9 protein-coding genes are annotated in these 13,040 nt (G+C 46.2%); 1 reads left to right on the forward strand and 8 read right to left on the reverse strand.

Features of this window, described 5'->3' with window-relative positions; translation table 11 throughout:
* Positions 1–2 precede the first annotated feature (2 nt).
* Genes SDE_RS17755 through SDE_RS17780 form a run of 6 tightly spaced genes read right to left on the reverse strand, consistent with a single transcriptional unit; the run spans position 3 to position 9,501 of the window.
* Positions 3–833: a siderophore-interacting protein gene (locus SDE_RS17755; RefSeq protein WP_041324865.1), complete on the reverse strand. Its 831-nt coding sequence runs from the start codon at positions 831–833 to the stop codon at positions 3–5.
* A gap of 46 nt (positions 834–879) precedes the next feature.
* Entirely contained in the window at positions 880–3,309 is a 2,430-nt protein-coding gene (locus tag SDE_RS23185; protein ID WP_011469867.1) for a thioester reductase domain-containing protein, read from the reverse strand.
* Between the two features lie 38 nt (positions 3,310–3,347).
* Positions 3,348–5,552 (reverse strand): condensation domain-containing protein, encoded by a 2,205-nt coding sequence (locus SDE_RS17765; protein ID WP_011469868.1) that lies wholly within the window; start codon positions 5,550–5,552, stop codon positions 3,348–3,350.
* Complete coding sequence (locus SDE_RS17770) at positions 5,545–6,504, reverse strand: isochorismatase (protein WP_011469869.1); 960 nt, start codon at positions 6,502–6,504, stop codon at positions 5,545–5,547. The genes SDE_RS17765 and SDE_RS17770 overlap by 8 nt, the downstream gene beginning before the upstream one ends.
* Positions 6,505–6,551: 47 nt before the next feature.
* Positions 6,552–8,243 carry a (2,3-dihydroxybenzoyl)adenylate synthase gene (locus tag SDE_RS17775; RefSeq protein ID WP_011469870.1) on the reverse strand — a complete coding sequence of 564 codons (1,692 nt, stop codon included), beginning with the start codon at positions 8,241–8,243 and terminating at the stop codon, positions 6,552–6,554.
* Positions 8,236–9,501 carry an isochorismate synthase gene (locus tag SDE_RS17780; RefSeq protein ID WP_011469871.1) on the reverse strand — a complete coding sequence of 422 codons (1,266 nt, stop codon included), beginning with the start codon at positions 9,499–9,501 and terminating at the stop codon, positions 8,236–8,238. The genes SDE_RS17775 and SDE_RS17780 overlap by 8 nt, the downstream gene beginning before the upstream one ends.
* A gap of 270 nt (positions 9,502–9,771) precedes the next feature.
* On the opposite strand from SDE_RS17780, the gene SDE_RS17785 reads away from it, so the two are divergent.
* A complete protein-coding gene (locus SDE_RS17785) occupies positions 9,772–10,500 on the forward strand; it encodes a 4'-phosphopantetheinyl transferase family protein (RefSeq protein WP_011469872.1) in 729 nt (242 codons plus the stop codon).
* 38 nt (positions 10,501–10,538) lie between these two features.
* Here SDE_RS17785 and SDE_RS17790 read toward each other — a convergent pair whose 3' ends face one another.
* Positions 10,539–11,834 (reverse strand): TonB family protein, encoded by a 1,296-nt coding sequence (locus tag SDE_RS17790; protein WP_011469873.1) that lies wholly within the window; start codon positions 11,832–11,834, stop codon positions 10,539–10,541.
* Between the two features lie 11 nt (positions 11,835–11,845).
* Entirely contained in the window at positions 11,846–12,850 is a 1,005-nt protein-coding gene (locus tag SDE_RS17795; protein WP_041324867.1) for a hypothetical protein, read from the reverse strand.
* Positions 12,851–13,040 lie beyond the last annotated feature (190 nt).

Genomic DNA, 13,040 nt, shown 5'->3' on the forward strand with positions numbered 1-13,040 from the left:
AACTAGTACACCTGATCCATAATTGCATGACGCTGTTGATGGTATGCTTCTTCGTTCTGCCCTCTTCGCCAATAGGGTACGGCATAACAATTTTTTTTGGTTAGCCCAAGCCGCTCTCGCAATACATCTCGCAACGCTACGGTGCTAGCATTTTCGCCAGCAATAAAAGCCGAAGGCGCCGCCGAGCCAAACCAAAGCGCTGCACCTTTTAATACCTTTTCAACCGCACTAACCAAGGGTAAGCCGCCACCCTCGCCATTAACTTGATGCTCTGAGTGCACCCAATTTATAAACATATTAGGCAGCGACTTAAGTTCTATTTCAAAGTTTGAATTCGGTACCTCTATAAAAGCTAACCCTTTAGCCGTAACGGGCAGCTCTTCTAAAATACCGGCTATGGCGGGCAGCGCCGTTAAGTCACCAGCCAATATATGCCAAGGTGCAGCTTGTATTAACGGGACTGGGCCACCCGGCCCAGCGAGGCCTATATGTGCACCTATTTTTGCTGTTTGCGCCCAGAAAGAGGCCACACTATGTGCGCTCGCTTCACAGCCCTCACCATGCACAACAAATTCAATATCGATTTCATTTTTTTCTTCGCGATACGCGCGCAAACTGTAGGTACGCACAATGGGCTTTTCGTTTTGCGGTGGCCACTCTGGGCCATTAACGCCTAGCGTGGGCAGCACCGGTTTAGTTTGATGGGCTAGCGCGAAAAATAATTTAATGTGTGCGCCTTTATGTACGCCTTTAAAACGCGTTAAATCATCCCCCGTAAAGGTTAAACGCACCAATGCCTCAGAAAGTTGAACTCTGTTTACTAGTGTTAGCATTATTGGTGGCAATCGTCTTGGCTTTTTTGGGGGTATTAGCCTCGAATTAGACTCCATAGCTGGCTCCGTCATCGACTGCTGTGTTTTCAATATGCACGGTTACAGAGGGTGCTACTGTAGAAACGCGTACGCGCTCTGCTGTTGGCTTGGAGATAATGCCAGTACTTTGTGCAAAGGAAATATACTTCGCAAAGTTACTATCCACTTTTTCGTTACTTAACAGTGATTCATCTAAGCTCAATTGCGATACTAAGTTTTTACAATTTCTATTTGTTATACCGCTTGCGCCGCCTTTTACGGCCGACGGCTGCTGCATAGTAAAAAAGGCCAGCAATGCGTTATCCGCTGGGTGCTTACTTTCAGCCAGCCTACTTAGCCACTCAGGCATGGTTACGCTAGGCAACAAATAGCCAAAGTCCTTTAGTCGCTTAAATAATTGTGCGAAAGATTGCGGGTTGTTTGGTGTAATGTGCACGATTGGCTCAATTGGCTTGCGCTGTAAACTGGCACGGGCGATTACCCGTGCTACATTATCTACGCTTGTCCAAGGTTCGCTTACGTCTAAAATTGGAAAGGCACCTAAGCGCACGCTAGCCGCAATAATTAACCATGCCAAATCGTTTGCATTTACATAGCCTGTGCGCGGTTCACCAACCACTCGCCCCAACCGATAAATTGCTGCCGGGTAGCCGATTTGTTGCGCATGCGTCACAATAGCCTCTGCCGCCCATTTACTTTGCTGGTAACCGTCGCGCAACCCTTGATGCCAAGCAACGGCCTCTTCTTGTTGCTCGTCGGCTGTTTTATTTGGTGATGAAAAATCGAGTACGGCGACAGTGGATACCAAATGAAAACTCGCTTTAGCCCGTACCGCTAATAATAATGCCTGCTTAGTACTTAGCGTATTCGCTTTACGCATTGCGTTGTAATCGCGCACAACACTGGTGTTGGCAGCATTATGTATAACACAGCTAACCGATTGTGTTATCTCACGCAGTACTGATTGAGGCAAACCAAAATCTGTTTTTTCTAAGTCACCTAACACTGGAATAACACGCGAAGCATAATCGCTGCGCCAACAATCTTGTTTTAGCATTGCATCAACAAGCTTACGCTGGGCTTGCTCTTGTGAATCGGCTCTTAACAAACAAAATATTTTGCCATCACTTTCAGCCAGTAGCGTATTTAACAATTGCGCACCGACGAAGCCTGTAGCGCCGGTAAGAAAAATATTTTTATTGCTACTAGTGTTAGAATTTGTAATAGTCGCTATCGCGCGGTTAATTTCACTTAAATGGGCATCGCTTAACGCAATATCTTCACGCACATCTTGGGGCATTTCGTTACCAACAGGCTTAGCGTTAATCGCCGTATCGCTAGCGTCTAACTGTGCAATCGCATTTGCCAACTCATTCGCCACGGAATGCCTAAACAACATATCTGCCGGTAAAGGTGATGTAATCACACCGCTTAACTGTTTGGTCAAACGATTGGCGATTTGCAACACTTGCAAAGATTGGCCGCCAAGCTCAAAGAAATCGTCGTGCAGCGCAATATCAGACCGACCCAATACGTTACGCCAGACGCTTAGCACCGCTAGTTGATACCTATTTAAGCGCTGATAGCTATTTAAGCTCGTCTCACTTAGGCACGCATCGCTTTGCATGTCACTTTGTTGCTTTGGCGCAGCGCTGGCGGTCGCCAATAAGCGTTTTCTATCAATTTTCCCTGCCGTTGTTTTGGGCAAGCTCTCGCACAGCTCAATTCTACTTGGCATCATTACAGCGGGCAGGTTATCGCGAATATAATCGCGCAATTGCTTGTGGGCTAAATGTTCTATTGCATTTTCACCCAACACTACAAATGCATATAAAGTCACTCGCAGCTCAGATTTATCCACAGCCACAGCAACTTGATTTATTGCAGGGTGATTTAACAGTACGTTTTCTAATTCCAGAGGGTTTACGAGTTGACCGCTAATTTTTACGGTGTCGTCTAAGCGCCCAATAAATTCAATTTGACCATCGCTGTTTATTTTTACTTTATCGCCAGTGCGATACGCTGGAAGAGGTTCTCGCAATAAACCTTGCAAATGAGTAGCCGATATAAATTTCTCTAAGCTTAGCTCGGGTAAATTTTTGTACCCCAGCCCAAGGCCAGCGCCCAGCAACCACAACTCACCTTCGCCGCCGCGCACTACACAGCGGCCTTCACCATTTACTACAGCAACTGCACGCCCCGCCAATGGCGTACCTATATGTACGTCATTGGTATTTAGTGCTGCCACGGTTGCTACTACCGTAGCTTCACTTGGGCCGTAGGTATTCAATAACACGGCACGGCTTTGGCCTTTAGTTTTATGCCACAGGGCCAACTTTGCAGGCTGCACCGCTTCACCACCTATAATTACAGTGCGAATTGCTTGTGGTAGCTCTGAAGCAGAATAAACTGAATTTTGATTTTCGCGATAGCTCACCCACTCGTGCCAAAAAGCTGTAGGTAAATCTAAAAAACTTATTTTTTTTGGTTACACTCGCGCTCAAATATTTCAAAACTTTGCGCCATATCTTCACTACGAATAATTAATGATGCACCGGCACAAAGGCTGCAAAATATCTCTTCTACACTGGCATCAAAGTGTAAGGGTGCAAAGTGCAATACCCTATCTGCCGAAGTGATGTTGTAGCGAGAAATTGCAGAACAAACATATTCGGCCAATGCGCGATTAGAAATAATCACCCCTTTGGGGTTACCGGTAGAACCCGATGTGTAAACCATATAGGCACTGGCATCGGCGTCCACTTGCGAGCATAGTGTGTTTATATAGTCGGGTGCAGGTTGGTTATGTTGCAATAAACTCGTGTAACAAGCCGCGCGCATACCATAACGTGTTGCAGTATTTCCGATTTTATCTGAATTAGCTTTAACGTCTACAATTTCTACTTGTGCATCGTCACACACAATTAAACTTGGGGTGGCATCCGACACTATGCGCGAATTTCTCGCCTGCGGGCCGCTAGGATCAACAAACACATAACAAGCGTTAAGTATTAAGCAAGCAAACGACGTTATTATCGCTTCAATACCTCGCGGCAATTCAATCGCAACTACAGCCCCTTCATTTACACCTAAATTAACCAAGCCGAACGCTGCTACCGCTATTTTATTGGCCAGCTGTTGGTAGCTTAGTTCCACAGCCCCACATACAAGTGCGGCGTGGTTTGGATTGGCTTCAACCTGTTGTAAGAATAGGTGCAATACAGAGCTAGGTACGAAAGGAAGCGCATCACCTCTAATTAACGACAAGTTGTTTATATCTATTACTTGCTCGGCCAGTAAGTATTGCTCACTAGTTTGATTTGCAACATCTTCGCACAGCTCGCAAAACGTTTTACTCAACTCAGAAAGTAGCGCCTGCAGCGCAGGCTCTGAATATAAATGGGCGTTGCCTTCAACCGCCAACCGCAAGCCGCCATCACTTAATGCCACTGCAGAGAAGGCTAAATCTTCTACGGGGCCAGCCGCTAGCGTTTGCGTAGTAACAGAGCAATTAAGCATTGTTAGTGGCCTATCAAAAGGCATAACATTAACAACAGCGCTATACACTCGGCCAATTAAATTATTCGCCTGCCTGCGCGCACGAATATCTTCGTATCTGTATTGTTGATGGGGCCGAGTCTGTTTAATTTGTGCCTGCACAGTTGTAATTATTTTTTTTAGGCTACCGCCTCGCGCGATACTTATGCGCAAAGGGATTATATTCATTACCATCGCCGGTACATTAATACTTGCTCGACCCAAGCGATTCATTACGGGTAAGCCAAGTACTATTTCGGTGGCACCCGTTTTTCTAAATAGTTGCGCTGCAACCAGTGCGTAAATTATTTCTGGCCAGGTTGTACCGAGCTGCAAAGCAAGCTTTTTTAATTGATTAAATGCTTCGCGTTGAATAACTGCTTCTGCTTTGGTTGGCAAACAATCGTAGGGCGCGTCGCGTTCGGCTAGGCTAATTGGTGTAGGTACGTTTTCTAAGTAGTCTTGCCAGAATTTTTCTGCTTGAACGTGCCTATCAGACTTTACATAACCGAGCTCTTCGTTCACCACCTTGGAATAATCACCAAACAACTTATGACTACCGGCGACTTGTTTGGCACCATTCGTATTGGCGGTAGGTTTTGCCTGCTGATGCCAAGCGTTATATACATCAACCACCTTTTGGCTTAACAGTGCAAAGCCATAGCCGTCGCAGGCAATATGATGAATTCGCATATACCATGCGGTGTGCTTATTGGATAATTTATACACTACATTTTTAAACGGCACCTGCTCGGCCAAATCAAACCACTTAGATTGATCTAGCCTCGCTTCACTTAGCATAATTTCACGTGTTTTAGTTAGGCTTAACCCTTGCTTACTTAAATCGACTACTTCCGCACGACAATGCTCGGGAGAATAATGCCCCTCTTGTACAGCCCGCTCGCCCATTAAAACAAAACGCTGATGCAAACCTTCTGCTTGACCAAATACGTAGCTAATAGCGCGGCTAAACAAATTAATATTAAGCTCACCTTCAAACCACAACACTTCTGCAGCATTGTAAAGCCCGCTGCGCCCTAAACGTTGCTGCCCCAACCAAATACCTAATTGTGCAGGTGTTAAGCTTTGTTGTGCGGATGCGCTCGCGAGCAAACCAGAAGATTCTACAGTGGCGTTACTCATTGGTTACTAGCCTATTTTCTTGCGCGCTAATTACGGGTAGAGCACCCAACATTGCAGCCCAAGCTTTTAGCGTGGGCTGCTCGGCAAGTTCGGCAAAGCCAATTTCTATATTATTTTCTCGTAACACATCTACTATGGCCATTAGCCGAATGGAGTCCAGCCCCATTTCAAATAGATTCTCGTCTTGATCTAACTCTTCTACAGCCATACCAAGTGCGGTGCTAACAGACACAGCAATATTATTTAAAATTTCACTTCCCGTTTGCGGGGTATTCGCGCCTTTCGATGCTAACGCAGCTTTATTCTCTTCGGTAGCAACATGAATATCCTGCAGTGCAACCACTCTGCCGCAACGGCGACTAATATAATGCAGCGCCATGCTGTGCTCCGTAGAAGAAAAATCTGCAACGGCATCGGCCACCACAAACGCTTTGATATCGGTCATAAAGGCTTCTAACGCGGTAGACAGAATGCCTATGTGCGCATATACCCCAACAATCCACAGCTGATCTTTATTATTTTCTGCCATGTATTCATGCAGTGGCGTACGCTGAAAAGCGCTGTAACGCCACTTAGTAAATACCAAATCGTCAGCAGCGGGCTTTAGCGACTCAACAATAGCGTGCTGATTATTTTCAGAGGTTAGCCCCGCTCCCCAAAAATCGGTAAGTAGCGCACGCTCTTCTGGGGCTTGATGGGGTGGCTGAGCCGTGTACACAATGGGAATACCTGCAGCTTTACACTGCGCGACGATAGTTTGGATATTTTGCACAAGTGACCGCATCGGCTCGCCTTGCTGATCGTAAAATTCCACAAAATATTTTTGCATATCGTGTACAAGCAATACCGCTTTATTTGCATCTAGCGGCCAACTCACGCGATTGCCATATTCCTCATTGGTCGCTTTCACTTGACCTGTTAATGAATAATTATTTATTTTAGGGATTGCCATAATCGCCTCTGCTAATTGTTTTTTAAGATAAACGACAATACGAGATATCAAGCTAGCTGCTGAATATTTTCCAGCGTTTCGCGCAAGGCTTTTTTACTAACCTTGCCGAACTTGGTGGTTGGAAATACTTCTACACACACCACCCTGTCGGGTAGCTTATATTCAGCAACACCAATTTCTCGCAGATAGCGCCGCAGCGCCGGTAGCGTTATTGCTTGTTGATTAGAAATTGCATTAACACCTTGTGGGTATGCCTGCTGCTTATTCTTAATTACAAATGCACAGGTCTTTTCACCCAGTACGGAATCTTTCATCGCTACCACGGCAGCATCTGATATGCCCGGATGCCCCACGAGCAACTCCTCAAGCTCGGCTGCAGATATTTTTTCACCGCCGCGATTTATTTGGTCTTTTGCCCTACCCTCTACAACGACGTAACCCTCTTCGGTTAACCGCACTAGGTCGCCTGTGCGGTAAAAACCATCGGGAGTAAAAGCCGTAGCATTGTGCTCGGACGCGTTGTAGTAGCCGCGAATGGTGTAAGGCCCGCGGGTGAGCAAATGCCCTACCTCGCCATTAACCACTGGCGTATCGTCGTTAGCAACAACTTTTATTTCGTCTTCACTCGAAAGCGGGCACCCTTGGGTAAACAGGGTTTTGTCTGGGCCATCGTGTAAACGGGTGTAATTAACTAAACCTTCGGCCATACCAAAAACTTGCTGTAGCTTGCAGTTAAAAATGGCCACTATTTGCTTAGCCAGCACACTGGTTAATTTTGCGCCGCCAACTTGCACCACTTGCAAACTATTGGTATCCACTCTATTTTTTTGTGCAAACTGCAGCCAAGCATTAGCCAAAGGCGGCACCAGCGCCACGGTAGTAACACGCTGTTTGGCGATAATAGGCAGCACCCTATCTGGCGCCACTTGCTCACTTAAAATGACCGTTGCGCCGGCATATAGCGCACCCAATACGCCAGCAGAACTTAAAGTAAAGTTATGCGCTGCCGGCAGCACGCACAGGTAAACAGATTCGTTGGTTAAACCTGTAACTGCAGCGCTTTCGCGCACGCTATAAAAATAGTCGTCGTGTGTACGCGGAATTAATTTAGGCAAATTGGTGGTACCACCAGAAAGCTGTAGTAACGCTAAGCTTTGGCCGTTATCCACTACCGGCAACGAAGCCTTACTTTTAGCACCCAGTTCACCAGCGCGTTTTACATCGTCTAGTGAATAAAACTCTTGCCCATCGCCGGCTACAAACACATGCTTGAGTTGCGTTAATGCACACACGTTGCGTGCCAGCGCACGGTAATCAAATCCGCCTGCATGATCGGCGCAAATATAAGCAACCGCTTGCGACTCGGTACAAAAATGTTTCAGCTCTTGCTCTCTATGCGCCGGCAATGCCATTACGGGCACGGCTCCTAGCGCAAATAAAGCAAACAGTGTTTCTACAAATTCAATTCGGTTGGGGAATTGCAATACAACGTTATCGCCCGTGCGAATACCCAACTGATACAGGCCTTGGGCCAACGCCAAACTATTAGTTTTTAATTGGCCGTAGGTAAGCTGTTTGTTATCGTCAATGACTGCAAGCTTATCTGCTACGCGACTGTCGCTTAGAATGTGAAACATATTTTTATTAAGCCATAGGCCTAAAGTGCGATAGCGGTTTGCTTCGGCTTCTGGCCACGGCGTAAATAAATTACTGGAAGAAGAAACGGCTTGCTTACACATGCACTTCCTCCTCGCTTACCTTGCTTTTGGTTTGCTTAGGCACCCGCTCTTTAACAGGCTTGACCCCAAACGCATTAAGTACCGTGTTAAATTTAGCGGCGGTCTCTGCATATTCTTTTTCTGCGCATGAACCTGCAACCACACCCGCACCGGCATACACACGCACACGATGATTAAATACTTCGGCACAACGTATGGTAATTGCCCATTCGCCATCGCCCTGCGCATTACACCAACCAACAATACCGGTAAAAAAATCTCGCGGGTACTGCTCTAATTTTTTTATCGCTTGCTTAGCGTCTGCCACTGGGTAACCACCCACCGCCGGCGTAGGGTGTAAGGCGAGCGCCAGTGCGAGCGACGAGAGCGTTTCATCATTAAGCTCGGCTGTAATATGAGTACCAAGGTGCCACATGGTGGCGGTAGACATAAGCGAAGGCGTACGCGGTACGCGCAAGCTTTTACAAAATGGACGCAGGGATTTTTCTATCGCATCTACAACAACTCGATGCTCGTATAAGTCCTTCGCCGACTGCAGTAACCCATCTGCTTTTTGAGCATCTTCGCTGGGGTTTTCGCTGCGAGCTATTGAACCCGCTAGCGGATGAATATGAATATCTTTACCCGACTTAGATAAAAGTAATTCTGGGCTTGCACCAATTAATACGCGGTTGCCCACTACTGTTGCTGGCGCAGCCGCATTTAACGGCACCGCAAATGTATAGCCCAATGGGTTTTTTACAGCCAGCGATTTAAGTGCAAGCGGAATATTTGGTGCAGACTCAAATTGCACATCCAGCGCGCGCGACAACACCACTTTTTGCAGCGGTGTTTGCTCAAAAAGAGTAAGCGCTTCGTTCACACTATTTTTAAATACTTGCCCACTGGGCACTGGCGTTATACGGTGAGCACCGGCTTGGCTTGGGTTAAACGCAATGCCGCCACTAGCATCACCACTAGCAAAAGGCATTTTTGTTTGGCGAATTACATTGTTACAAACCCGCAATGCGCTTGCGTCTTCGCCATCGAAACCTATTGCGCCCATTATTATTGGGTCGGCAAACCCCAACTGCTTAGCAATGCTAAGTGATTCTTGTGCGCGCTGGGCAATATCACCAACGCGTTCAGAAACCAATTGAGCAAACGGTGGCTTGGCTAACAGGCTGTGCGAAGGTGACGAAAAATAGAGGCTGCTGTACTGTGAATAAAGGTCGAGCAGGTCATCATAGCGCTGTGCAACATTTTGCGTAGTGTCCATTTTCGGCTCCAGGTAATTTTGATACGAAGCAACCTGTCGTTCACAGGCTGTTTGCAATTGCAGCGAGCCGCGAAAATGGCTTTAATGCCAGCTCTGCGTTCACCGCCTCAAGTGATAATGATTCTTATTAAGAATTATACTCATTTGCAGATTCTAGGCAGTGCTATTGGTTATGCTAAATCGTCAAAGTTGTATGAGACCCTGCGACTTGAAAACCACAATTAATTTTTAACGCCAAAATTTGATAAAAGTTACTTTAACTGGAACACCATGCAACTGATTGATACCTCATTTTCTGTCCCGCTGCTTGGCCAATGCGAACTTTTGCTCTGCCACTTTTACCCACAACACTGGGATGCAAACACCCCCAAGCAATATCAAATAGATGTGCCGCAATACTTGTTAGAAAAAGCGGTAGATAAACGTTTAGCGGAATATGTAGCCGGCCGGCATTTAGCAAAAACCTTATTACAAAGGCTTAATATTGGCGCGCAAGTAGAGCGCGACGAAAAAACACGCGCCCCAATTTGGCCACAAGGTATTGTTGGCTCCATTAGCCACTCGAAGGGTATCGCTGCCTGCGCCGTACAAAGGCAAACAAAAATTGCGGGCATTGGTATTGATATAGAGCATTGGACACCAGCCAAAACCGCAGCATCAATAAGTAAAGAAGTTTGGCTACCAGAAGAACAACACTTACTTAACCACATTGATTGGTCTTTCGAGCAAGCGTTAACAGTTGTGTTTTCTGCCAAGGAGGCGCTCTATAAAGCGCTGCACCCGCAGGTTGGGAAGTTTTTTGGGTTTAAGGCGGCACGATTGTGCCTGCAAAGCGGAGACAGTAATTCAGGCAGCCTATGCTTTGAATTAACAGAGCACTTACATACTGCAGTACCCAAAGGCGCAGTTTTTAAGCTTGCGTATTATTGCAGCGATGACTGGGTAGTAACAGGTATTGAGTTAGAACATAAAAAGCAGGCACAAAAAAGCCGCGATTAGAACGCGGCTTTTTTAAATATAAATTAATTTAAATTACATTAAATAGGTAAGCGATAATTTAACAACACCGAAAAGGAGAAGGTATCGCCACTAATTTCCTCTGGCATAGCGGGAAACACACCGGCCTTTTCAATTGCCTCTAACGCTTGCTGATTAAACATTTTATATTTCGATTCTGTTTCTAGCTCAGCCGCCATCACAGTGCCATTGCGGTTTATTGTTAAATAGACACGCACTTCGTCCTCTAAGCGCCGCTGAAACGCTTGGCGTGGAATAGATTGCTGCTGAATCAAGTGCTTAGATAGTTGATCGTAATATTTTTGTCTAACCAATAAACCGCCCGCATCCAAGCCTTCCATTGTTTCATCGTCGGACTCTAACTCTACTACCGTCTCTGCAGTTGTAACTGGGGCTACAACTTTAGACGCAGCAACAACTTGTTTGGGCGGCTCTGCAACTTGTTTAGGTGGTTCTACAGCTTTTGGCTCAACTTGCTTCGGCTCTAGCTGCTTTTTCTCCTCTTGTTTTACAGCCTCTACCATTTGGGACGCAACAGGTTTGTCCGCCACTTTTGCCACAGGCTTTGGCCGCTCAACCGGCGCAGGCGCCTTTTTAGGAACAACAGGTGTTTGCACAGGGGCTTTAACCAGTGCAGCTTTTACCACTTCGGCTTTGGGCTGTACTTGCTCTACCGGCTCTGGCTTAGCAGGTACTTTTGTCCACGCGACAATTTCTTCTCGGCGATCGGCACTTGGCGTAACTGCATTAAAGCGTGCCAACAAGGTTTTATCTATAACTGCAGGGCTGAGTAAGCTAGCCTTTAAATTAGATGAAATAGGCACGTCACCAACCCAACATGCGAGCAATAAACGGAAAAAGTCACCCGATTTAATTACCCCTAATGCCACGCCATTAACGCTTACTTCCATGCCTCTATCTGGGCGGTAATCAAACACAATTCGGTCGCCATCAATAAAGCGGCCTTTAAACATTTTATTAAACTGGGCTAGGCTTTCTAATTGTGCTTCTACCACGTCAGATGTATTGCTTACCGTCATGCTCTCTAGCCACATAGTGACAAATCTGCGCTGCGATAATCGCTTTGTAGTAACGCGAATCTCCATTCGAGCAGGCGTGTCTTTCTCGAGTAACGGCGCGGCTTCAATGGTGGGCGAGCTCGTATACAACACAGCCAAAAATTGCTCAACACTCAATGCATGGTAAGCCGCCACCCCATTTACTTGATTAGCATGAGTAGAGGCAGATGCCCCCCAAATAGACAACGCCACCAATATAAACGGAATGTAACTACCCTTTAACTTCAACACATTCATAATAGGTTTCTTTATTGAGCGATTAGAGACTTCTTAAATAAAAACAATTCAGGCTTAGAAAGCGAAGAAACATCAAAGATAAACACATATTCGGCTTGATCATCCGCTTCGGGAATTGTGTGCCAGTAGTCTTTATTAAATAATGCAAAACGCTGGCTGCCGGCACGTACTTTTTTGGTAAGCATATATAGATCGTCACCTAAGTAATCCATATCGCTTTTACCAAATGAATTTTTTGCTACCAACTCTACTTCCACTAAAGGTGCAGAATCGATTTCACCTTTAGCCTTATCGGCTTCTAGCTCGGCAATATAGGTGCGCGCGTAACGTATATCTTGTTCGCTCGCGTTTGATAAGTAGGGCCAAGTACCAACCCCTGCCGCTTGCTCAGTTGGCTCTTTAGCTTTAGGAGCCTCGGTTTTAACGACTTGGGTGTTAGCCGCTTCCGCTTTAGCAGCCACTGGCGTTGCCACCTCTGCCGCTTTCGCTGGTGCAGATACACTTTGCGCAACTTGCACATTAGTAGAGGCCGCTACTTTTTTACGGGCCAATTCATCGCGTTTACTGCTTAGCTCACTAATAACAAATTCCAAATCTTTCTGCTGTTTAGTAAGGTTTTGATAAGCCTGCTCGGCTGCAGCCACAGATTGCTCAGACTCCTCTTTGCGCCCGGTGTAGCGCTTAACGCGCGCCTCAAAACGGTTGTAGCGAATAGAAGCCAATACCGATTCACGCATTGCGGTTTCATCTGGGTTTGTTTCAGCGGCAAGAAGTTTCGCTTTCATTTCGCGCTCAGCCTCTACTAGGCTTTGCGTCGCCTCTTCCAAACCTTCTGCATGGCGAGCTAAATTCGCCTGCTCATCGGCTAACACAGCAGCAGCGGCATCAACTTTCTTAGTGAGTGCAGCAAGCTCTTGTTGCTTTTGTTGCAGTGTTTGACTTAATACTGGGTCTGGCGCGGCATTTACGGTTGATATCCACACAAAAAATATGCTGCTCAGGACGAAGCGATACATTGAATTCTCTCTAGCTAGGGGGTTCATTTAAGGCGGCGCAAGATACCACAAGATCAAAATTTGTGCAGCGACCAAAGTAGTATAGAAAACATTCAAATACGTACAATTAGAAATAACGTATGCATTTTATATGTTTTACCGACCTAAAAACGTACAAATACGCGCCAAAAAGGGATGTTAATCACACTTT

The organism is Saccharophagus degradans 2-40 (genome assembly GCF_000013665.1).
In the GTDB taxonomy this organism is placed as follows: domain Bacteria; phylum Pseudomonadota; class Gammaproteobacteria; order Pseudomonadales; family Cellvibrionaceae; genus Saccharophagus; species Saccharophagus degradans.